This is a genomic window from Komagataeibacter melaceti, assembly GCF_003403295.1.
In the GTDB taxonomy this organism is placed as follows: Bacteria; Pseudomonadota; Alphaproteobacteria; order Acetobacterales; family Acetobacteraceae; genus Komagataeibacter; species Komagataeibacter melaceti.
Map to the genome: position 1 here is coordinate 19,229 of NZ_QUWV01000151.1, position 21,314 is coordinate 40,542.

Here is a 21,314-nt window from a genome sequence, read left to right on the forward strand (position 1 = left end):
AATCCATCAGGAAGGAAAATCATCACCTGTCAGGCTGGCAGGATCGCCCGCGCCCGCCAGCCATGCGGCAGGTAGGTCTGCACCGGGTCCGCGCTGCTCAGCCGTGACCAGTGCCGCAGGATCAGCCCGACCTTGTCAAGGATACGGCCCACGTTACCGGCCTCGCGGCGCAGGCGCCCGGTGGGGTCCATGCCCTCATGCGAGGGTTCGCCTGAGACAAGCCGCGCCCCGGCGGAAATGCGCAGCACCCCCGCAATGGCGCCCGGCAGGCCGGGATGGGCCACGGGCACCGGTTGGCCCACATGACACAGGACAGACGCAAGGGCCGCGTCAGGATCATCCGCCGGAACAATGTCCGACAGGTCGGTATTGAGCCATGCATGGAGCCGCCGCGCCTGCGCCAGCGCCAGCGGGCGAAAGCCCCCGCCCGTACAGTCGGGCGCGCGGACGAAAAAACACAGGATGGTGGGCAGGCAGTCCCATGCATTTTCAAGCAGGGGCCGCCGGGGGGCCGCCAGCGGCAGCAGTTCCAGCAGGGGGTCCGCCGTGATGCGCGCCTCGATCGCGGTAAGGAAGCCGCTCAGGCGGTCATGAACCACGGCACGGGGAATGGCGCTGAACGCCGCCATTTCCGACAGGGCGGCCCACCAGCGCAGGATAAGGCCGATATTGTGCCCATCCGGCAGGGCCGCCAGCGCATGCCCTGCGGGCCATGCGCTACGGTAGCTGTAATCCCCCAGCCCCACCGGCACCGGGCGCGGCCCGTCCAGCCTGCGCCGCACACCCGCCGGAAGCAGCAGCGCCCCGCAGAATGGGGGCCCGGTGAAGAATTTCGAGCCGGTCACCATGACCATCCAGCCCCTGTCCAGATAGGCGCGGACCCGCGCCGGGTCGAGCCGGGCCTGACAGGCATCCACCACCACATCGGGGCAGTCCCCCGTTACGGCATCGGGCTGGCAGGCCTGTTCCAGCGCATCCAGCCCCGGCGCCAGCAGGCCGGTCTTGGACAGGTCCAGCCGGTGCAGCAGCACATGCCGCCCGGCCCGGCGCATTTCATGCGCCACACGGCAGGTTTCGGCATCGACGTCGGCCGGGGCACGGACATGGCCTTCGGCATCACGCATGGGGACGTTGGCGACCAGCGTATGCGCCGGAAAGCCTTCAATCAGCGCCCCACCCGTCACCGCCACGCCGCGTGCGGTATCATTGGCGAAATGGCAGCCCATGGCGGCAAGGGGAACGCCGCTGCCGGTTTCCTCCGGGGCGATGAGGATATTGCCAACGGGCCGCCCACCCGGCGCAAGCGTGGCCAGCGCCAGCGCATACAGTTCACAATCCGTGCCTGAGGGCGCGAGTACCACGCCTTCATCCGCATGCAGGCCAAAATGGGCAGCCAGCCGGTCCTGTATCCCGGCATCAAGGGCGCTGGCCGCGGCTTCCACCCGGCCATGCAGCGCACCGGCCAGAAGCGACAGGCGCGCCTTCTCCGCCCCGGCGAATCCCCGCTCCGACAGTGAAGATGCGGTGGAGGACGCAAAGGTAATGGCCCATGGCCGGGGCCGGTGCGAACAGCCGTAGTGATTGAGCCCGGTGGCCGGATCAATGCTCAGCCGGGCATCGCCGCCAGTGGCCATGAGTGTCTCGGTCGGGCCAAGCAGGGGCCACAGACCCGGCAGCGCATCGTGCAGGCGCGTCATGTCATCGCCATTACCCGCCCGCGCTGGCGGGGGCTGCAGGGGGGCAAGGCATGACCAGATTTCCGCCAGCGCCTGAACCGGGGGCGGATTGGCCCCCGCCATACGGGACACCCACGGGGCCGGGGCATCCGCATCCTGCCGGCCGCTGTCGAGATACCAGAACAGGGCCGCCGTGCGCGCCGCACAGAAGGCGGCGCATATGGGACGGTCTGGCGCGGTTTCCAGCAGGGCTGCCAGTTCCAGCGCATGGCGCAGGTAAAAGGCCGTGACTTCCTGCTGCCCCTGCGTGGGCATGCCCAGCACGATCGCCCCATCGGGCAGGATGCGGAAGGGAAGCGCCAGCGCCGGATCGAGCATGATCCGCCTCTCCCCCGCAATCACACGCAGGTCCGGCCGTTCCAGCACGCGCATCAGTTCCTGCGTCAATGTGTGGGCGAACACCGTGCTGCTTCCTTTTCCACGTTATCAGGCGGCAGGGTCCAGCCTGCCTGTGCCATGAGACGGCGCATATGTTCCGGTGGCATGGCCGTGGCATGTACGGGAATGTCCAGTGGCAGGAAAATGCTCCGGCTCATAAGGTATAACGCCCCTTCCGCGCGTGCGCCATATCGGCTGTCACCCAGTATGGGACACCCCAACAGGGCACAATGCGCACGGGCCTGATGAGTTCGCCCGGTCTCGAGGCGCAGTTCAAGCCAGCTTACGGCATGGCCCGCCGCATCCCGCCCCTGCCCCAGCACGCGCCAGCGCGTACGGGCCTCCTGCCCGCCTGCTGGCGCGGGTTGCATGGACCACTGCCGCCCCTGCTCCACCCGCGCAAGCGGCGTATCCACCACGCCCGAAGCGCCCGTGGGAACACCCTGCACCATGGCCCAGTATGTCTTGTGCGCCTGACCGGCCGCAAAACAGGCCTGTGCCGCGACCAGCGCCTGCTTGCGCAGGGCGATGACAAGGCAGCCCGATGTATCCTGATCCAGCCGGTGGGCCAGCCACGGGCCGTTGCGGTGGCGGGAGAGATGCGTGAACCAGTCCTCCACGCTCGGGCCGCCCAGCCGCCCGGGATGGACGGGCAGACCGGGCGGCTTGTCGATGACCACAAACCTGTTGTCCCGGAACAGGACCGTAAAAGGCGGGGGAACGGAAGGCGGTGCCTGGCGCGAAGGGATGGCCGCGCTCATTCGTCTTCCGTGGGGCGCCGCATGAGTACTTCGCGCCGGCCGACATGGTTGGCCTCGCTGACAAGGCCTTCCTTTTCCATCTGTTCGATGATCTTGGCCGCGCGGTTATAGCCGATCGACAGGTGGCGCTGGATGAATGATGTGGAGGCCTTGCCCTCCCGCGCCACGACCTCGACCGCCTGAGCGAACAGGCCGTCTTCCTCCCCCCCGCCGCCGGGGGCGGAAAAGGGCTTGCCCGCGCTGTCATCTTCCTGCGGGGAGATGACATCATCATCATAGATCGGCTCACCCTGCGTGCGCAGGAAGGCCACGACGGCCTCGACCTCGCTGTCATCCACGAACGGCCCGTGCACGCGCGTGATCCGCCCGCCCGCCTGCATGAACAGCATGTCGCCACGGCCCAGAAGCTGCTCGGCACCCTGCTCACCCAGAATGGTGCGGCTGTCGAACTTGCTGATGACCTGGAAGGAAATGCGTGTGGGGAAATTGGCCTTGATGGTGCCGGTGATCACGTCAACCGACGGGCGCTGGGTTGCCAGGATCAGGTGGATGCCCGCCGCCCGCGCCTTCTGGGCGAGACGTTGCAGCAGGGCCTCGATTTCCTTGCCCGCCACGATCATGAGATCGGCCATCTCATCGACCACGATCACGAGGTACGGCAGGGAATCGAGGGCGAGCTGCTGCTCCTCGAATGTGGGCTTGCCGGTTTCCGGGTCGTAGCCGGTCTGCACGCGGCGGGTCACGATCTCGCCCCGTTCACGCGCTTCGGTCACGCGGTCGTTGTAGCTGGCGATGTTGCGCACCTGCAGATGCGCCATGGCGCGGTACCGCCGGTCCATTTCCCGCACCGCCCATTTGAGCGCTGCCACAGCCTTGGCCGGTTCCGTCACGACCGGGGTCATGAGGTGGGGAATGCCCTCGTAAATCGAAAGTTCGAGGATCTTGGGGTCAATCAGGATCAGGCGGCACTGGTCGGGCGAGAGACGGTACAGCAGTGACAGGATCATGGCATTCACGCCAACCGACTTGCCCGAGCCGGTCGTGCCCGCGATGAGCAGGTGCGGCATGGAGCCGAGATCGCTGTACACCGATTCCCCGGCAATATCCTTGCCCAGTGCAAGGTTGAGCCGGGCGCGCGCATGCGACCATTGCGGGTCCATGAGCAGTTCGGAAAAATAGACTGTCTCACGCCGCGCGTTGGGCACCTCGATACCGATGACATTACGCCCCGGCACGGTTGCAATGCGCACGCTCAGCACCGACAGCGAACGCGCCACGTCATCGGCAAGGCCGATCACGCGCGCGGCGCGGATACCCGGCGCGGGCTGGAGTTCGTACAGCGTGACAACCGGGCCTGCGTGATAAGCCACGATCTCGCCCTGCACCCCGTATTCCGACAGCACGGTAACGAGATGGGCCGCATTGGCCTGAAGCAGCTCGTCGGTCGGTTTGGTCGCGGCATCTGCCGGTGGGGGCGTGAGCAGGGACAGGGATGGGAACTGCCACTGGGGCTGGGGAGACGGGCTGTAGGCCGTATCTTCCGCCGCAGCGGTCGGCGGCGGTGCATATCCGTCCATCACGGTGGAGACTTCCGGCTCCGGCGTGCTCCGGCTGCCGGAGAAGAAGCGCGACAGAAGGGTCGGGCGCGCGGGCTCCGTTACGGCGGATGGCAGTTCGTCATGCGCGCCGATATGGGGCGGCTCGACCGCATCGCCCGCAGGTTCCTCGTGCCAGGGCAGCCGGTCGGATGGCAGGGCGTTCCCGCCCAGCAGGGGCTGGGTGATTTCCTCATCCATGCCCGGCGGGTGCATCCAGCTTGTATGCAGCGAGACCGGTGCGGGGCGGCCTGCATCATTAGAACGCATGCCCAGTGCCGGGCGTGGCGCTTCCTCCTTCGCCATTACGGGCACGCTTTTTGCGGCAGGCGGCGGTGCGGGCTTTGCCACGGCCGGTTCCACCACCGGCATCATGGCCGTGCCGGGTACCGGGGCATGTACGGGCGCGGCATCAACCGGGGGAACGACAGGCGGCTCCCCTGCCCTGCCTGTGGTGAAAGGCGCTTCCGGCCCGGATGCAAGGGCAGCGGAAAGTGGCGAGGGAAAATCGGGCGCCTGCCGACGGAGCGGGTGGACGGTTTCGTCAGGGCTGGCGGATGCATCCGCTGTCTGCCTGGCCAGTCGCCGCAGCCACAGGGCTACGGCCACCGGCTGGCGCAGCACGAATTTTATGCCCCGGCCGATCCCCTTCCATTCCGATATGGACAGGGCAAAGGCCAGCAGCAGAAGCAGGCCGCCCAGAACCAGCCCGAGCAACCAGACAATAAGCGGGCCACCACGCCCGATGAAACCGGTCGCGGCCTGAATGGACATATGGGCGACGGACAGCCCGACCGCGCCCCCCAGCCCGGCCCCGGTCGGCCAGAGCAGGGCAGGAAACCGCGGCACCAACAGGGGAAGTGCCGCAATATCCGCCCCGATGACCGGCAGGCCGCACAGAAGGGCGATGACACGCAGCAGTGCTGACGCCAGGCCATGATGGCGGATCAGCCGCCAGCCCCACGCCAGCAGGCACAGGATGGCGATGACCCCCACGATCCCGAAATCCTGCAACATGATGTCGGCCATGTACGCGCCCGGCCGCCCCATGAGGTTGGCCGGTGGCTGGGCGCTGGATGTATTGGCGGACGGATCGCGCGGGTCATAGCTCCACATCGCGATGGCGAGGCACAGCGCCAGAATCCACAGTCCCAGCCCTCCGGCTTCGGCCAGCCGTTCGCGCAGCCGCGAACGCTCGGGCGCGGAGGACAGCGAGTCAGGGATAAAACGGCTGAAGATCGCCAAAAATCCACATCCTGATCAGTATGGTCCCGGCACGCAGATGCCTGCGGGAACCAGAAACACAAGGGAAATGGCCATTGCGTAGCATGCCGCCATTTCCGGCAAAGGAGATAACTATAACCCCGTCAACCCCATGGACAGAAGGCCGGGCACACAAAATACGGCAATGAATTATGTCATGCCGAGGGCTTCATGCCGCCAGCCGAACAGGCAGGCGGCACCATGCCGCCGTTCCAGCAGCAGTCGGTCCACCGCGACCGGGGCGGGCTCGTCCGCCGCTGTTTCCACTATGATGAGCGTGGCCGGTCCCAGCCATCCGCCCCGCTCCAGCACGGCCAGTGCGCGGGCAGGCATATCCTTGTTGTAGGGTGGATCGAGAAAGACCAGATCCATCGGCCCCGCAGCGCCACGGGGCGGCAGGCGCAGCATGTCGGCCGGGCGGATTACGGCGCGGTCCTGCATGCCGCAGGTGGCGACGTTCTCCCGCAGGGCACGCAGGGCCTGTCGGTCCTGCTCGACAAACAGCGCGCTTGCCGCCCCGCGTGACAGGGCCTCCAGCCCCAGCGCGCCAGTACCGGCAAAACCATCAAGCACGCGCGCGCCCCGGATCAGGTCGGCCCCGGCCCATGGCGCGTGGGCCAGCGTATCGAACAGCGCCTGGCGCACCCGGTCCGCCGTGGGGCGGGTGGTCCGCCCCGGCGGCGCCTGCAGGCTGCGGCCCCGACATTCCCCCGCGATGATACGCATTATGCCGGGCGCGGGGTCTTGCTGCCAGAAAGGCCGGGCACCTGCTCACGAATGACCTTGCCGGTCACTTCCTCCAGTTCCCCGCGCGCCAGTGTGCCAAGCTGGAAGGGGCCGTAGGATGTACGGATCAGGCGGCTGACATGCAGGTTCAGGCCCTGCATGACCCTGCGGATCTCACGGTTCTTGCCTTCGCGCAGCGATACGGTCAGCCACGCATTGTCACCCTTGCGGGAATCAAGATGCGCCTCGATCGGGCCGTAGCGCACGCCCTCGAATTCGCTGCCTCCCGCCAGTGACGCCAGAATACGCTCATCCACCACGCCGAAAACACGCACGCGGTAACGGCGTATCCAGCCATTGCTGGGCAGTTCCAGCTTGCGGGCCAGTTCGCCATCATTGGTCAGCAGCAGCAGCCCCTCACTGTTCAGGTCAAGGCGACCGACGCTGATGACCCGGGGCAGCCCCTCAGGCAGGGAATCGAATACGGTGGGGCGGTCTTCTGGGTCGCGGTGGGTTGTCACCAGCCCGTCAGGCTTGTGGTAACGCCACAGCCGGGTGCGGTCTGGCGCACTGACCACGTTGCGGTCCACCTGCACGATGTCACCCGTCTCCACAAACGTGGCGGGGTGGGTGATGGTGGTGCCGTTCAGGCTGACCCTGCCCTCGGCAATCATGCGCTCCGCGTCGCGGCGGCTCGCCACACCAGAGCGGGCCAGCCATTTGGCAATACGGTCACCACGCTGGGATGCGGCGGGGGTGGAATGGTCCTGTGTCATGTTCCTGTCTGCCTCGCAGCGTCGATCAACCCGTTGAACAGGAGATGATCCCCTGCCGATATACCAAATTCCGGATGCCACTGCACGCCGATGCACAATGGATAACCGGGCAGTTCAATAGCTTCCACCACCCCATCCGGCGCGGTCGCGCACACAACCGCACGCCCCGGATCAGACACGGCCTGATGGTGCGCGGAATTGACCGCCAGCCTGTCCTGCCCCACCAGCCGGGCCAGATGGGTGCCCGGCACGACATGCACGTCATGCCCGGCCTCGTTACGGGGGTTGGGCTGCTCATGCGCAAGGCTTGCAGGATATGTGTCCGGTATATGCTGGACCAGTTGCCCGCCCAGCACGACCGCAAGAAGCTGCATGCCACCGCATATGCCCAGCACCGGAATCCCCCGCGCCATGGCGGCCCGGATCAGGGCTGTTTCCGCCAGCGTGCGGCGTGGTTTGGTCTGGACGGTGGCATGCCATTCCCCGCCCCCGTAAAGGTCGGGCGGCACGTCAAAGGCCCCACCTGTCACGACAAGCCCATCGAGGCGCGCAACCAGTTCCACCGCCAGTTCAGGCTCATGCCCCAGCGCCACCGGCAGGCCACCGCAGGCGGCGATCATGTCCATATAGTTCTGGCGGATGGCATACCATGGAAAGCCTGAGTAACCGCCCGGCGTGGGTGGCTCGCTATCCAGCGTGACACCGATCAGGGGACGTGGGGCGTTCATACGGCCTGCCGGGGGAAATACGCAGCCAGAGGGAATGGATATGCCATGCCGCCCCTTTCCTGCCGCCTGACCAGAACTGTGCCGCAGTGAGGCCCTGCGGCCATGATACAAAAAATCCCCACCGGCTACGCCTTGATGGGGACTTATGTAATCTTATTAAACCCTATGGTGGGCGCACAAGGGCTCGAACCTTGGACCCGCTGATTAAGAGTCAGCTGCTCTACCAACTGAGCTATGCGCCCACAGGGTTACCCGATCGGGTGAGAGGGCTTCTAGCAGCCCATAACGCACCATGGCAAGAGGGTTTTTTAAATTTTCTGAATTTTTCTACTGCTGCAACAGGCGCAGCAGGCCATCGAACTGTTCCAGCGAACGGTAATCGATCTTTATGCTGCCCCCTTTCCCGTCAAAGGCAATCTGGACCTTTACCCCAAGGCGGGTTGTCAGGTCGCGTTCGAGCGATGCGATCTCGGGGTTCTTGGCATTTTTTTCCGCCCTGTCACGCGCATTGGCGGCCTTGCGCTCCTGCTGGCGGGCCAGGGCCTCCGTCTGCCGGACATTGAGCCCCTGCGCCAGAACGACCCTGAGGGCCGCAACCGGGTCCGCATGGGCCAGCAGGGCACGGGCATGACCGGCTGACAGGCCACGATGGCGCACGGCATCACGCACCGGCGGCGGCAACTGCAGCAGGCGGACCATGTTGGCCACATGCGGACGTGACTTGCCAATGGCGCTGGCCAGTTCATCCTGCGTCAGGTCATATTCATCAAGCAGGCGCTGGAGGCCTTCCGCTTCCTCAATGGCATTGAGGTCGGCGCGCTGGAGGTTTTCCACCAGCGCCGCCGCCATGGCGTCACCATCATCAAGCGGGCGTACATGGACCGGCACGTCATGCAGCCCCGCAAGCTGGGAGGCACGCCAGCGCCGTTCCCCGGCTATGATCTGGTAGACACCCTTACGCTGCGGATGCGGGCGCACCAGAATGGGTTGCAGGATGCCGCGCACCCGGATGGAGCTGGCCAGTTCATCCAGTGCCGCGGGTTCCATTTCCTGCCGTGGCTGGAAAGGACCGGGTTCCAGCACATCCACCGGCAGGCTGGCGATGACATCCGGCGCCTTGCGCCCCTCGACCGCCGGGCTGGCGGGCAGCATGTTGACCTGTTCGCCCAGCAGGGCGGCAAGACCGCGCCCGAGGCGGGGACGGGCTGCGTCCTTTCTGCTTTTCATCAGCGGACCTTCCCTTTTGCTGCCACCCCGAGGGCCAGACGTTCAGCCACCTCGACCGCCAGCGCCTGATAGGCCTGACTGCCGGAGGAGCGGGTATCATAATTCATGACCGGCTGGCCGTGGCTCTGCGCTTCGGAGATGCGGATATTGCGGGGGATCAGGGTTTCCATCACCTTGTCCCCGAAGAAGCTGCGGGCGTCATCCGCTACCAGTTCCGACAGGTTGTTACGCCGGTCGTACATGGTCAGGACAATGCCATCGAGCTTCAGCGCCGGGTTAAGCGACTGGCGCACGCTGTTGACGGTCCGCACCAGCTGGCTGATTCCCTCCAGCGCAAAGAACTCGCACTGCAACGGCACAATGACCGAATGTGCCGCCACCAGCGCATTGAGCGTAAGCAGGCCAAGGCTGGGCGGACAGTCGATCAGCACCACGTCATAATCCGCGCCGATCTGCGCCAGGGCATCGCGCAGGCGGTATTCGCGTCGGTCAGCCATGACCAGTTCCAGTTCCGCGCCCGCCAGTTCCGTATCCGCTGCTACCAGTGACAGGCCGGGTACCTCACTGGACTGCACCACGTCTGCTGCGCGTGCGCCATCTTCCAGCATGGCGTAGGCACCGGCACTGCGGGCGTCATAGCCCACGCCAAGGCCGGTGGAGGCATTGCCCTGCGGGTCCATGTCAACCAGCAGGACCTTCTGCCCTGATGTGGCCAGCGCCGCGGCAAGGTTGATGGCCGTGGTGGTCTTGCCAACGCCGCCCTTCTGGTTGGCAAGGGCGATAATACGGGGGGAAGAAACTGCCGGGGTTCCCGTCTCATTCATTGTTGTGGTCTTTGACACGCCTGATATCGCTCAATTTTAGAATCACACCATCCGTATTTGTACGGCTTGGAATCCGGGTTGTTGCCATGTGCCAATCGGCACGGGCTGTCGTCAATTCCTCTTCCGCATTCCGTCCTTTCAGAAACAGGCAGAAACCATCCGGTTGCAGGAAGCGCGTGCCCCATTCCAGCAGGCGGGACAGCGGCGCCAGTGCGCGGGCCGTCACTACCTGCGCGGGGGGCACCCGCGCCACTTCCAGCCGCTGGGCACATACCGTTACCCGCGCCCCTGCCACCCGCGCGGCCTCACGCAGGAAAGCGGCCTTGCGCTGATCCGACTCAATCAGGGTAACATGCGCATCCGTGGCGCAGGCAATGACCAGACCGGGAAAACCCCCGCCCGAGCCCATGTCCACCAGCGTTACCCCACCTGCCGGAATCTGGTCCGCCAGTTGCAGGCTGTCAGCTATGTGGCGTGACCATAGATGCGGCAGGTCATGCGGGGAGACAAGATTGATACGCTGGTTCCAGCGTTGCAGTATGCCGGCATAGCGTTCCAGCCTGTCGCGTGTTTCACGTGAAACATCGGCCAGAGCCGCCGGATTGTCACCGCGCATCATGCCATCACCGGCTTCTGGCGCACATGCGCCAGCAGGGCCATCAGGGCGGATGGCGTAATGCCGGGGATACGCTGCGCGGCCCCGAAGGTAATCGGTCGCACCCGTGCAAGACGTTCCTGCATTTCCGTACTCAGCCCGCCAATCTGGCTGTAATCGAGATCCACAGGCAGGGGCATGCGGCCCTCCGTAGCAAGCTGGCGGATCTCGCGCTCCTGACGGAAAATGTAGCCGCTATAGCGTGCCTCGGTCGTCAGGTGCTGGGCCACACGGGGCGGAAGGTCGGCAAACCATGGCGCGATCCGGCTTACGGTTTCAGGTGCGGCATCTGTCGCCAGCACGTCCAGCAGGGAACGGGCACGCCCATCTGCCGAAACATTGACCCCTGCCCTGCGCAGGAGGTCAGACGTATAGGTTTCATTGCGCGCGCGATCGGTCGCCGCATCAATAGCTGCCTGATCGGCACGAAAGCGTGCGGCGCGGGCGGGACCGATACATCCCCACTCCATGCCACGCGGGGTCAGACGCAGGTCCGCATTGTCAGCCCGCAGGGTCAGGCGGTATTCCGCGCGTGAGGTAAACATGCGGTAGGGTTCCGACACACCCTGCGTGGTCAGGTCATCAATCATGACACCGATATACGCATCACCACGATCAAGCGTGACCCCCTGCCCGCCCCCGACATGTCGGGCAGCATTGATGCCCGCGACCAGTCCCTGCGCGCCTGCTTCCTCATACCCGGTGGTGCCATTGATCTGCCCGGCGAGGAACAGGCCGGGCATGTTCTTCAGCTCCAGCGTGGGGGCAAGTTCACGCGGGTCGATATAGTCATATTCCACTGCGTATCCCGGCCGCACGATCCGGCAGTGCTCCAGCCCGGGAATACTGCGCAGCATCTCATGCTGGACATTTTCCGGCAGGCTGGTGGAAATCCCGTTGGGATAGACCAGATTTCCCTCCGGGTTGCCGGGCAGGCCTTCGGGCTCAAGAAAAATCTGGTGTGATTCACGCTGCGCGAAACGTACCACCTTATCCTCGATGGATGGACAGTAGCGCGGCCCCCGCCCCGAAATCACCCCGCCATAAAGGGCGGAAAGCTGGAGATTGTCCCGGATGATTTCATGCGTGCGGGGCGTCGTGGCCGTGATGCGGCACGAGACCATAGGGTTGGTGATGGCGTCCGTCATGCGGCTGAACGGTTCAGGAATGGCATCCCCCCTGTCTTCAGGCAGGCTGTCCCAGTCAATACTGTCACGCGCGATACGGGCGGGAGTACCTGTCTTGAGGCGTCCCATACGCAGCCCGCGCGCGGCCAGCCTTTCGCCAAGCGCATTGGCCGGACGATCCCCTACCCGCCCGGCGGGCTGGCTGTCGTGACCGATATGGATCGTGCCGCGCAGGAAAGTACCGGTCGCCAGCACTACGGCGCCGCATGAATAAGTGCGCCCGTCTTCACAGACCAGACCATGGACCCGACCCTGCTCATCAACCTGCAGGTCGGCTGCAGCGCCCTCCACAATATCCAGCAGGGCGGTTTCCGCCAGCAGGTCCTGTATCGCCTGCCGGTAAAGGGTGCGGTCCGCCTGCGCGCGCGGGCCATGCACGGCTGGTCCCTTGGAGCGGTTGAGCAGCTTGAAATGGATTCCGGCACGATCGGCGGCGCGCCCCATCAGCCCGTCCAGCGCATCGATTTCGCGCACAAGGTGCCCCTTGCCAATACCGCCAATGGCCGGGTTGCACGACATGATCCCGATCGTATCGCGCCGATGTGTCAACAGCATCGTGCGGGCACCCATGCGCGCGGCGGCAGCAGCGGCCTCGCACCCCGCATGCCCCCCACCAACGACGATCACATCATATGCGCGGTTCATCCTGCGCGTCTCCTACTTGCCAATACAGAACTGGCCAAACACGGTATCCAGAAGGGCCTCTACATCCACCGCGCCCGTCAGTCGCCCCAGCGCGCGCATGGCAAGCCGCATTTCTTCCCCACGCATTTCAGGCCAGTCCATGCCCAGCGCGCGCCCGATGTGGTGCACCGTCTCCTCAATGGCGGCGCGATGCCGCGCACGGGTGAATGGAGCCTGCGCCTGGCCTGCCGTCAGCGCCCGTGCGTGCGCGGCCAGAACATCCCTTAGCACATCCATCCCCGCATGGGTGAGTACACTAATGCCAATCGCACCCTCAGGCGCGTCATGCAGGTCTATCTTGTTACAGACCAGCAGGCCATCCCCTTCCAGCCGTGGCGGGGCCTGACTGCCCGTGAATACATGCACGACACAATCCGCCTGTTTCACGTGAAACAGTGAACGCCGCACGCCCTCGGCCTCGATCTCGTCATCCGTGTCACGCAGGCCAGCGGTATCAACCAATGTGACCGGCACATCCCCCAGCACGATCCGGGTCTCGATCGCATCACGCGTCGTGCCCGCGCGTGGGGAGACAATCGCCGCATCCCGCCCCGCCAGCGCGTTAAGCAGGCTGGACTTGCCCACATTCGGCGCGCCTACAATGGCAAAGACCAGCCCACGCCGCAGCCGTTCCGCCCCAGCGCCCTCAAGCAGGCTAGCCTGCATGGTCGCATGCAGTTCCTGCAGGCCATCAACCAGCCTCTGTTCAACCTCGGGGGGCAGTTCCTCGTCAGGGAAGTCGATCAATGCTTCCTGATGCGCCAGCAGCACGCGCAGCCTGTCCGCCCATTGCTGGTACAGGCGACTCTGTGCCCCATCAACCTGCGCCAGGGCCTGCCGCCGCTGGGCCTCGGTCTCGGCATCAATCAGGTCGGCTATGCCCTCCGCCTGCATGAGATCCATCCGCCCATGGGTAAACGCCCTGCGGCTGAACTCGCCCGGTTCTGCCGGGCGGGCCCCGAGGGCAACCAGCGTATCGGCCACGGCATTGATGACAGCGGGACCGGCATGCAGGTGCAGTTCCGCACTATCCTCGCCCGTATAGCTGTCCGGACCGGGAAACCAGAGCACCAGCGCCCGGTCCAGCAGGACAGGCTCCGCCCCGTCACGCCGCCACAGGCCACGAAGGGAGGCACGGCGCGGCGCGGGAAGACGGCCGCACAGGCTTTCCACAATCCTGCCGCTCCCTACCCCGCTCAACCGCATGACCGCGATGGCCGCCCGTGACAGGCCGCTGGCCAGGGCGAAAATGACTGGAGGATGCCCATCACTTTCCCGCATAAACATCTCCGTCATTGCCATCGTCATTTTGTCCGCTCCGGGAACGGCGTTATCCTTCACCTCTTTGTCCTGATCAAGGTGACTCATGCCACAACTTTCAATGCATTCCCCCCTGGCGCCGCTTACCGTCTCGGCTGAAGATGAGCAGATCGTGGCGCTCGACTGGGGCTGGGGGCGCGATCAGGAACCGACCCCCGTTCTGCTGGCGGCGCGTAACTGGCTGGATGCCTATTTTGATGGCGCGACCACACCATGCGACCTGCCGCTAGCTCCCTATGGCAGCGACGGGCAGCTTGCCGCGTGGCAGTTCATGCGGACCATTCCCATGGGCCAGCAGGTTGACTGGAAGGACGCGGCGGCCCAGGCCGGTGTCACACCTGAGGACATTCTCAGCGCCTGTATGGAAAACCCCATTCCCATCCTCATTCCCTGCCACCGCATCGACTTCACGGACTGCCCCGACTACGACCCCGAAACCTATCCCGGTGATGAAGGCGCACGTGACCGGATGTTCCTGCGCGACCTGGAAGCGCTTTCCACCACCAAGCCCTGAACCGGAGACAGTCCGGTAATGCCTGAAGGAGGACAAGCCATGAATACCGTCATCCGCATTCATGAATATGGCGGCCCCGACGTACTCCGCACCGAAACCCTGCCTGTGCCCACACCTGCGGCAGGTGAAGTCATGCTGCGGCAGGATGCGATTGGCGTCAATTTCATTGATACCTACTTCCGCAGCGGCCTTTACAAATTCCCTTCCCTGCCCGCCATTCCCGGTATGGAGGGTGCCGGCACCATCACGGCTGTCGGCCCCGACGTGCATGATCTCAGCCCGGGAATGCGCGTCGCCTATGCTGGCGTGCCGGGCGGCTACGCCACGTTCCGGACCATTGCGGCCGACAGGGTTGTCGCCCTGCCCGATGACATTGCCTCCAGCACCGCCGCCGCCATCATGCTGCGGGGCCTGAGTGTCCACATGCTGCTGCGCGAAGTCTATCGCGTGCAACCCGGTGACGACATACTGGTCTATGCCGCAGCCGGTGGTGTGGGGCTGCTCATGTGCCAGTGGGCGCAGCATCTGGGCGCGCATGTCATCGGTGTTGTCTCCACTGCGGAGAAAGCCGAACTGGCGCGGGCCAACGGGGCCAGGCATGTCATCATCGGCACGGACCGTGTCAGTGAGCAGGTGCGTGACCTGACCGAAGGCCGGATGCTGCCCGTGGTTTACGACAGTATCGGCAAGGCCACATTCGAGACCAGCCTCTCCTGCCTCGCACCGCGTGGCCTCATGGTCAGCTACGGCAACGCCTCAGGCCCCGTAACCGGCGTGGACGTGGGCACACTGGCCGCCCATGGCAGCCTGTACCTGACCCGCCCGATGCTCATGACCTATATCGCCCGGCGCACGGCGCTGCTGCACGCGGCAAAGGAAGTTTTCGCGCTGGTGAAAAAGGACGTGCTCAAACCACATATCGGCCAGACCTTTGCACTGCATGACGCCGCACAGGCTCATATTGCACTTGAGGCACGCAAGACCACGGGCAGCACGATCCTGCTTCCCCGAAACCCCGCAAAAGATTCCGCTACACCGGAATAATATAAAGTTTTGGGGTGCCGTCTTTTTTAAAAAGGCGGCGTTTTCTGAAGCTTTTTGAAAAAAGCTTCACCAAAAACTTTCTTCTGATTGGGGAGGTTAAACAGCTTCCAAAAGAAAACCCCGGCACAAGGGCCGGGGTTTTCCAGTCTGTTACTGCCGACGGGTCGGTCAGGTATTCATAGCATCGAAGAAATCATGGTTGGTCTTGCTGTATTTGAGCTTGTCCAGCAGGAAGTCCATCGCATCCATGGTGCCCATGGGGGCAAGGATACGGCGCAGCACCCACATCTTGGCCAGTTCAGCCCGGTCAACCAGCAGTTCTTCCTTACGCGTGCCACTCTTGGTGATGTCAATCGCGGGGAAGGTACGCTTGTCCGCCAGCTTGCGGTCAAGGATCAGTTCCGAGTTACCGGTGCCCTTGAACTCTTCAAAAATGACTTCATCCATGCGGCTGCCGGTATCAATCAGCGCGGTCGCGATGATGGTCAGCGACCCGCCTTCCTCGATATTGCGGGCGGCACCAAAGAAGCGCTTGGGGCGCTGCAGCGCATTGGCGTCCACACCACCGGTCAGCACCTTGCCCGATGAGGGCACGACAGTGTTGTAGGCACGGGCCAGACGCGTGATCGAATCCAGCAGGATCACCACGTCACGCTTGTGCTCGACCAGGCGCTTGGCCTTTTCCAGCACCATTTCCGTCACCTGCACATGGCGCGTGGCGGGCTCGTCAAAGGTGGAGGACACCACTTCACCGCGCACGGAACGCGCCATGTCGGTCACTTCCTCCGGCCGCTCGTCAATCAGCAGCACGATCAGGAAGACTTCGGGATGGTTCGCGGCGATGGAGGAGGCGATGCTCTGCAGCATCACGGTCTTGCCGGTACGGGGCGGCGCCACGATCAGCGCGCGCTGGCCCATGCCGATGGGCGAGACCAGGTCAATCACGCGGGAAGTAAAGTCGCGGTTCGGGGTCTTGCCCTTCCCCTTGCCATTGGCGGGCGGTTCGGCCGCTCCACCCACGGCGGAGTTCTCGACCTCCATCTGCAACCGGCGTTCGGGGTACAGGGGGGTCAGGTTGTCAAAATTGATCCGCTGGCGCACCGCTTCGGGTGGCTCGAAATTGATCGCATTGACCTTGAGCAGCGCAAAATACCGTTCCCCGTCACGCGGGGCGCGGATCTGGCCTTCCACCGTATCACCGGTGCGCAGGCCGAAACGGCGGACCTGGCTGGGGGAGATGTAGATGTCATCCGGGCCGGGCAGGTAATTGGCCTCGGGCGAGCGGAGGAAACCAAACCCGTCGGACAGGATTTCAAGCGTGCCGTCCCCATAGATCGCCTGGTCATTATCCGCCAGGGTCTTGAGGATCGTGAACATCAGCTCCTGCTTGCGGAGGGATGATGCGTTTTCAATATTCAGACTTTCGGCATAAGCCAGAAGGTCTGCCGGGGATTTGGCCTTGAGTTCGGCGAGTTGCATGCAGGATATGCCTATAAGTGGGCAGTTCACGAAGGGAAAAGTAAAGCCAGCAATCACGAGCAGGATGCGCGGGGCGCAATACCTGACCATCTTCTTGCGAAACGGTGGATGCTGCTTGACTGATAGGGCGGGGAATCCAGACAGGTTGATAAACCTTCCGGAACACCGGCACCCTATGGCAGTTCTGCCCCGAAGTCAAGCATAAGCCACACCTGCCCGGCCCGCACAGCCGCGCAGACCACAATAACCGGCCCCGTTATCCCTACTTTCCCAGCCACCCGCGCCGCCAGAACCAGATCAGCGGCAGTATGACGGTCGCCGCCATAAGTATGAGGGAATACCAGTAGCCATATTTCCAGTTGAGCTCCGGTATGTCATGAAAATTCATGCCATAGATCCCCGCCACCAGCGTGGGCGCGACACCAATGAAGCTGACCACGGTCAGTATCTTCATGCCGTTATTCTGTTCGATGCTGATAAAGCCCAGCGTCGCATCCAGCAGGAACTGGACCTTGTTGGCCGTCTGTGACACGAAATCGTTCAGTGAGCGGATGTCACGCTCCACCGTACCCAGCCGCGCCTGCAGGTGCTCGGACAGGTCATGGCGCTTGTTCTCGCCCAGGAATATGGAAATACGCTCAAGCCCCAGCAGACTGTCCCGCACGGACGATCCCAGATCGCCCGACCGCCCCACCCGGCGCAGCATGTTGCGCAGCAGCGTGCCCGCCTGCGCCTGCCCCGGCTCCTCGGACTGGAACACATCGCGCGACATGCCATCCAGCGCCTGGCCCAGATGTTCCAGAATATCCGCCAGGCGGTCCACGATCGCCTCCAGCAGCAGGATCGCCGCCTCATTGGCGCCCAGCGCGCCCTGCCCCGCCACCTGCCGGGCCACCACGTCAAACGCGCTGAAGCCGGTGAAGCGGATCGTCAGTATCCGGTCATGCATGAGCACGAATCCGACCGGGGAGACGAAGAAGTCATCCGGCGTCTTGCGCACCAGCGGCGTGGACAGATAGACGGCGTCATCCTCCATGAACAGGCGCGACGAACTCTCGATCTCGTCAAGCTGGGCACGGGTGGGAATCCGCAGGCCCGTCACCTGTGCCGCCAGGGTCTCCTCCTCCGGTGTGGGGTTGAGCAGATCCAGCCAGGCAGCGCCCGCCGCGTCCTCCGCCGTGGTCACACTTCTGGCCGGAGCCCCGGGGCGATGCGCTAGAAACATGAGCCGTCTTTCTTTCGTTCCTGATCCGTGTCCATCCATCATGCGGCAGCAAACATGTCAAATCATGACATGACATGCCTGCGCCGGGGGGCTGGTATTTTGCCGCCATCCGGTCCAGAACCGCCCTACACGCGGCCCGGGACGGCTGCATGGAAAAACCAGTGAGCCACGCACCTATTCTTGCGGAGTAGCGAAGTTGAGCGCAACAGACACACAGGCAGGCGCCAACAGCCTGCGCAGCGGCCCCGACGGCCGTGGGCGTTTTGGAATTTTCGGCGGCCGTTTCGTCGCAGAAACCCTGATGCCGCTGATCCTGGAACTGGACGCCGCCTATAAGGCCGCACAGGCCGACCCCGAATTCCGGCGTGAACTGGATTATTACCTCAAGGATTACGTCGGCCGTCCCAGCCCGCTATGGTTCGCGCGCCGCATGACAGAAGAACTTGGCGGCGCGAAAATCTACATGAAGCGCGAGGAGCTGAACCACACCGGCTCCCACAAGCTCAACAACGTCATGGGGCAGATCCTGCTGGCCCGCCGCATGGGCCGCACCCGCATCGTGGCCGAAACCGGCGCGGGGCAGCACGGCGTGGCCACCGCCACCGTCTGCGCGCTGTTCGGCATGAAATGCGCGATCTACATGGGCGCCACCGATGTCGAGCGGCAGAAGCCCAACGTCTTCCGCATGCGCCTGCTCGGGGCCGAGGTCGTGCCCGTCACCGCCGGGGCCGGTACGCTCAAGGATGCCATGAACGAAGCCATGCGCGACTGGGTGACCAACGTGCATGACACCTACTTCCTTGTCGGCACGGTGGCCGGTCCCCACCCGTACCCGCAGATGGTGCGTGATTTCCAGTCCGTCATCGGCGTGGAAACCAAGGAACAGATCGTGGCCGCCGAAGGCCGCCTGCCCGATGCGATCGTCGCGGCGATCGGCGGCGGGTCCAACGCCATGGGCATTTTCCACCCCTTCCTTGACGACCCGCAGGTCCGCCTGATCGGCGTGGAGGCCGCGGGCTGCGGGCTGGACAGCGGGCGCACCGCCGCCTCCATCGAGCGTGGCACGCCCGGTGTCCTGCATGGCAACCGCACCTACCTGCTGCAGGACACGGACGGTCAGGTGACCGAGGCCCATTCCATCAGCGCCGGGCTGGACTATCCCGGCGTGGGGCCGGAACATTCATGGCTGAATGACATCGGGCGGGCGGAATACGTGGGTGCGACCGATCAGGACGCGCTGGACGCCTTCCAGCTCTGCACCCGCACCGAAGGCATCATTCCCGCGCTGGAAAGTGCCCACGCCATCGCCTATGCCGCCAGGATCGCGCCTGACATGCCAAAGGACGCGATCGTGGTCGTCAACATTTCCGGCCGGGGGGACAAGGACATCTTCACGGTTGCCGAACATCTGGGAGTGAAACTGTGAGCCGCATCGCCCGCCGCTTCGCCACCCTGCGCCAGCAGGGCCGTGGCGCCCTGATCCCGTATGTCGAGGCCTGTGATCCCGATTACGACACCGCGCTGGCCATCCTGCGCGGCATGCCCGCCGCCGGGGCCGACCTGATCGAGGTTGGCGTCCCCTTCTCCGATCCCTCCGCCGATGGCCCGACCATACAGAAGGCCGCCCGGCGCGGGCTGAAGGCCGGGTCCAGCATGAAGCGCGTGCTGGAAATGGTCGCCGCCTTCCGCAAGGATGATGACGAGACCCCGATCATCCTCATGGGCTACACCAACCCCATCGGGGCTTACGGACCGGAACGCTTCTGCGCCGATGCGCGGGCAGCGGGCGTGGACGGGCTGATCGTGGTGGACCTACCGCCGGAGGAAGCCGACCTGCTCAGCGCGCCTGCGGCACAGGCGGGGCTGGACATCATCCGCCTCGTGGCCCCCACCACGCCCGATGACCGGCTGCCGGTCGTATTCAATGGCGCGTCGGGGTTCGTGTATTATGTCAGCATTACCGGCGTAACCGGCACGCGCACCGCCAGCACCGATGAACTGGCCCAGGCCCTGCCGCGCCTGCGCCGCGCCACCGACCTGCCCATCGCCATCGGCTTTGGCATCCGCACGCCGGAACTGGCCGCCAACGCCGTGCGCGTGGCCGATGCCGCCGTCGTGGCCTCCGCCCTGCTCAACACGCTTGAAAGCACGCTGGATGACGCAGGCCGGGCCACTGACCAGACCGTGCCGCGCGTGCTGGCGCAGTTGCGCACGCTGGCCGATGCGGTGCATGCAGTACGGAAATGAATGACAATCTGGCCCAATCACTCATCTGCCTGTATTGAACAGGCGCCCAGACGAGACCAGGGAGAGGCAATATGAGCTGGCTGACCGAATATGTCCGCCCCAAGATCCGCGGCCTGCTCAAGCGGGAAGTGCCGGACAATCTGTGGACCAACTGCGAATCATGCGAGCAGATGATCCTGACCAAGGACCTGCTCAAGGCCATGAACGTGTGCCCACATTGCGGCCACCACATGCGCGCGAGTGTGCCCGAGCGGCTGGAATGGACGTTTGACAAGGGGGAATATACCCGCATCGAACTGCCCAAGGTGCCGGTTGATCCCCTCTCCTTCCGTGATCGCAAGCGCTATACCGACCGCCTGAAGGATGAGCGCGCCAAATCCCACCTGGATGAATCCATGGCCGTGGCGCATGGCCTGATCGGGGGCCATAACGCGGTCGTGGCCGTCATGGCGTTCGAATTCATCGCGGGCACGATGGGCGCGGCACTGGGCGAGGCCTTTCTTGCCGCCGCCCGGCTGGCCATCCTCCAGCAGTCCCCGCTGGTCGTGTTCACCGCTTCGGGCGGCGCGCGCATGCAGGAGGGCATGATCAGCCTCATGCAGATGCCCCGCACGACGGTCGCAGTCGAAATGCTCAAGGAAGCGGGCCTGCCCTATCTGGTGGTGCTGACCAACCCCACCACGGGGGGTGTCTCCGCCTCCTTCGCCATGCTGGGCGATGTGCAGATTGCCGAACCCAATGCGCTGATCGGCTTCGCGGGCCAGCGCGTGATCGAGGATACCGTGCGCGAGAAACTGCCCGAGGGCTTCCAGCGCGCGGAATACCTGCTCGAGCACGGCATGCTGGACATGGTGGTGGCCCGTGGCAAGCTGCCCGAGACGCTGGGGCGGCTGATCGGCCAGCTCAACTACCGCCACATCGCCCGCCCCGCCGCCTGACCCCACG

At 64.6% G+C, this 21,314-nt stretch carries 18 protein-coding genes and 1 tRNA gene; 5 read left to right on the forward strand and 14 right to left on the reverse strand.

Translation table 11 applies throughout. The annotated features are described in order from the left end of the window. Positions 1–29 precede the first annotated feature (29 nt). From DY926_RS14650 to mnmE, 12 genes are all read right to left on the reverse strand, one after another. Positions 30–2,138 carry a hypothetical protein gene (locus DY926_RS14650; RefSeq protein WP_116704043.1) on the reverse strand — a complete coding sequence of 703 codons (2,109 nt, stop codon included), beginning with the start codon at positions 2,136–2,138 and terminating at the stop codon, positions 30–32. Continuing rightward, positions 2,120–2,875: an RluA family pseudouridine synthase gene (locus DY926_RS14655; RefSeq protein WP_116704044.1), complete on the reverse strand. Its 756-nt coding sequence runs from the start codon at positions 2,873–2,875 to the stop codon at positions 2,120–2,122. Before DY926_RS14655 ends, DY926_RS14650 begins: the two co-directional genes overlap by 19 nt. Further along, positions 2,872–5,715 carry a DNA translocase FtsK gene (locus DY926_RS14660; RefSeq protein ID WP_116704045.1) on the reverse strand — a complete coding sequence of 948 codons (2,844 nt, stop codon included), beginning with the start codon at positions 5,713–5,715 and terminating at the stop codon, positions 2,872–2,874. Before DY926_RS14660 ends, DY926_RS14655 begins: the two co-directional genes overlap by 4 nt. 168 nt (positions 5,716–5,883) lie before the next feature. Further along, positions 5,884–6,459, reverse strand: a complete 576-nt coding sequence (gene rsmD, locus DY926_RS14665; protein WP_116704046.1) for a 16S rRNA (guanine(966)-N(2))-methyltransferase RsmD — start codon at positions 6,457–6,459, stop codon at positions 5,884–5,886. Further along, complete coding sequence (locus DY926_RS14670) at positions 6,459–7,235, reverse strand: pseudouridine synthase (protein ID WP_116704047.1); 777 nt, start codon at positions 7,233–7,235, stop codon at positions 6,459–6,461. The genes rsmD and DY926_RS14670 overlap by 1 nt, the downstream gene beginning before the upstream one ends. Continuing rightward, complete coding sequence (locus DY926_RS14675) at positions 7,232–7,963, reverse strand: gamma-glutamyl-gamma-aminobutyrate hydrolase family protein (RefSeq protein ID WP_116704048.1); 732 nt, start codon at positions 7,961–7,963, stop codon at positions 7,232–7,234. Before DY926_RS14675 ends, DY926_RS14670 begins: the two co-directional genes overlap by 4 nt. Positions 7,964–8,129: 166 nt before the next feature. Continuing rightward, positions 8,130–8,205, reverse strand: a tRNA-Lys gene (locus DY926_RS14680). An 85-nt stretch (positions 8,206–8,290) separates the two neighbouring features. Further along, complete coding sequence (locus tag DY926_RS14685; protein ID WP_116704049.1) at positions 8,291–9,190, reverse strand: ParB/RepB/Spo0J family partition protein; 900 nt, start codon at positions 9,188–9,190, stop codon at positions 8,291–8,293. Further along, positions 9,190–10,014, reverse strand: coding sequence for a ParA family protein (locus tag DY926_RS14690; RefSeq protein ID WP_116704050.1), 825 nt, complete (start codon positions 10,012–10,014; stop codon positions 9,190–9,192). The genes DY926_RS14685 and DY926_RS14690 overlap by 1 nt, the downstream gene beginning before the upstream one ends. Further along, positions 10,007–10,633, reverse strand: coding sequence for a 16S rRNA (guanine(527)-N(7))-methyltransferase RsmG (rsmG, locus tag DY926_RS14695; RefSeq protein ID WP_241503247.1), 627 nt, complete (start codon positions 10,631–10,633; stop codon positions 10,007–10,009). The genes DY926_RS14690 and rsmG overlap by 8 nt, the downstream gene beginning before the upstream one ends. Beyond that, entirely contained in the window at positions 10,630–12,501 is a 1,872-nt protein-coding gene (gene mnmG, locus DY926_RS14700) for a tRNA uridine-5-carboxymethylaminomethyl(34) synthesis enzyme MnmG (RefSeq protein WP_116704051.1), read from the reverse strand. Before mnmG ends, rsmG begins: the two co-directional genes overlap by 4 nt. Before the next feature lie 12 nt (positions 12,502–12,513). Then, positions 12,514–13,821: a tRNA uridine-5-carboxymethylaminomethyl(34) synthesis GTPase MnmE gene (gene mnmE, locus DY926_RS14705; RefSeq protein ID WP_241503248.1), complete on the reverse strand. Its 1,308-nt coding sequence runs from the start codon at positions 13,819–13,821 to the stop codon at positions 12,514–12,516. A gap of 100 nt (positions 13,822–13,921) precedes the next feature. On the opposite strand from mnmE, the gene DY926_RS14710 reads away from it, so the two are divergent. Then, entirely contained in the window at positions 13,922–14,374 is a 453-nt protein-coding gene (locus tag DY926_RS14710; protein WP_116704053.1) for a methylated-DNA--[protein]-cysteine S-methyltransferase, read from the forward strand. Positions 14,375–14,413: 39 nt separating this feature from the next. Next, positions 14,414–15,418: a quinone oxidoreductase family protein gene (locus DY926_RS14715; RefSeq protein ID WP_116704054.1), complete on the forward strand. Its 1,005-nt coding sequence runs from the start codon at positions 14,414–14,416 to the stop codon at positions 15,416–15,418. Between the two features lie 168 nt (positions 15,419–15,586). Here DY926_RS14715 and rho read toward each other — a convergent pair whose 3' ends face one another. Beyond that, complete coding sequence (rho, locus tag DY926_RS14720; RefSeq protein ID WP_116704080.1) at positions 15,587–16,897, reverse strand: transcription termination factor Rho; 1,311 nt, start codon at positions 16,895–16,897, stop codon at positions 15,587–15,589. Positions 16,898–17,159: 262 nt separating this feature from the next. Continuing rightward, positions 17,160–18,122 carry a magnesium transporter CorA family protein gene (locus tag DY926_RS14725; protein WP_116704055.1) on the reverse strand — a complete coding sequence of 321 codons (963 nt, stop codon included), beginning with the start codon at positions 18,120–18,122 and terminating at the stop codon, positions 17,160–17,162. A gap of 196 nt (positions 18,123–18,318) precedes the next feature. Here DY926_RS14725 and trpB point away from each other — a divergent pair, with 196 nt between their 5' ends. From trpB to accD, 3 genes are all read left to right on the forward strand, one after another. After that, positions 18,319–19,548, forward strand: a complete 1,230-nt coding sequence (trpB, locus tag DY926_RS14730; protein WP_116704056.1) for a tryptophan synthase subunit beta — start codon at positions 18,319–18,321, stop codon at positions 19,546–19,548. Continuing rightward, positions 19,545–20,369 (forward strand): tryptophan synthase subunit alpha, encoded by an 825-nt coding sequence (gene trpA / locus DY926_RS14735; RefSeq protein WP_116704057.1) that lies wholly within the window; start codon positions 19,545–19,547, stop codon positions 20,367–20,369. The genes trpB and trpA overlap by 4 nt, the downstream gene beginning before the upstream one ends. Positions 20,370–20,440: 71 nt before the next feature. Then, positions 20,441–21,307 (forward strand): acetyl-CoA carboxylase, carboxyltransferase subunit beta, encoded by an 867-nt coding sequence (accD, locus tag DY926_RS14740; protein ID WP_116704058.1) that lies wholly within the window; start codon positions 20,441–20,443, stop codon positions 21,305–21,307. Positions 21,308–21,314 lie beyond the last annotated feature (7 nt).

What these genes read in the sequence shown, in the direction of transcription:
- DY926_RS14655 (WP_116704044.1), bottom strand. Translation starts at nt 2,875, where the DNA reads ATGAGCGCGGCCATCCCTTCGCGCCAGGCACCGCCTTCCGTTCCCCCG.
- rsmD (WP_116704046.1), bottom strand. Translation starts at nt 6,459, where the DNA reads ATGCGTATCATCGCGGGGGAATGTCGGGGCCGCAGCCTGCAGGCGCCG.
- DY926_RS14670 (WP_116704047.1), bottom strand. Translation starts at nt 7,235, where the DNA reads ATGACACAGGACCATTCCACCCCCGCCGCATCCCAGCGTGGTGACCGT.
- DY926_RS14675 (WP_116704048.1), bottom strand. Translation starts at nt 7,963, where the DNA reads ATGAACGCCCCACGTCCCCTGATCGGTGTCACGCTGGATAGCGAGCCA.
- DY926_RS14685 (WP_116704049.1), bottom strand. Translation starts at nt 9,190, where the DNA reads ATGAAAAGCAGAAAGGACGCAGCCCGTCCCCGCCTCGGGCGCGGTCTT.
- DY926_RS14690 (WP_116704050.1), bottom strand. Translation starts at nt 10,014, where the DNA reads ATGAATGAGACGGGAACCCCGGCAGTTTCTTCCCCCCGTATTATCGCC.
- rsmG (WP_241503247.1), bottom strand. Translation starts at nt 10,633, where the DNA reads ATGATGCGCGGTGACAATCCGGCGGCTCTGGCCGATGTTTCACGTGAA.
- mnmG (WP_116704051.1), bottom strand. Translation starts at nt 12,501, where the DNA reads ATGAACCGCGCATATGATGTGATCGTCGTTGGTGGGGGGCATGCGGGG.
- mnmE (WP_241503248.1), bottom strand. Translation starts at nt 13,821, where the DNA reads ATGCGGGAAAGTGATGGGCATCCTCCAGTCATTTTCGCCCTGGCCAGC.
- DY926_RS14710 (WP_116704053.1), top strand. Translation starts at nt 13,922, where the DNA reads ATGCATTCCCCCCTGGCGCCGCTTACCGTCTCGGCTGAAGATGAGCAG.
- DY926_RS14715 (WP_116704054.1), top strand. Translation starts at nt 14,414, where the DNA reads ATGAATACCGTCATCCGCATTCATGAATATGGCGGCCCCGACGTACTC.
- rho (WP_116704080.1), bottom strand. Translation starts at nt 16,897, where the DNA reads ATGCAACTCGCCGAACTCAAGGCCAAATCCCCGGCAGACCTTCTGGCT.
- DY926_RS14725 (WP_116704055.1), bottom strand. Translation starts at nt 18,122, where the DNA reads ATGTTTCTAGCGCATCGCCCCGGGGCTCCGGCCAGAAGTGTGACCACG.
- accD (WP_116704058.1), top strand. Translation starts at nt 20,441, where the DNA reads ATGAGCTGGCTGACCGAATATGTCCGCCCCAAGATCCGCGGCCTGCTC.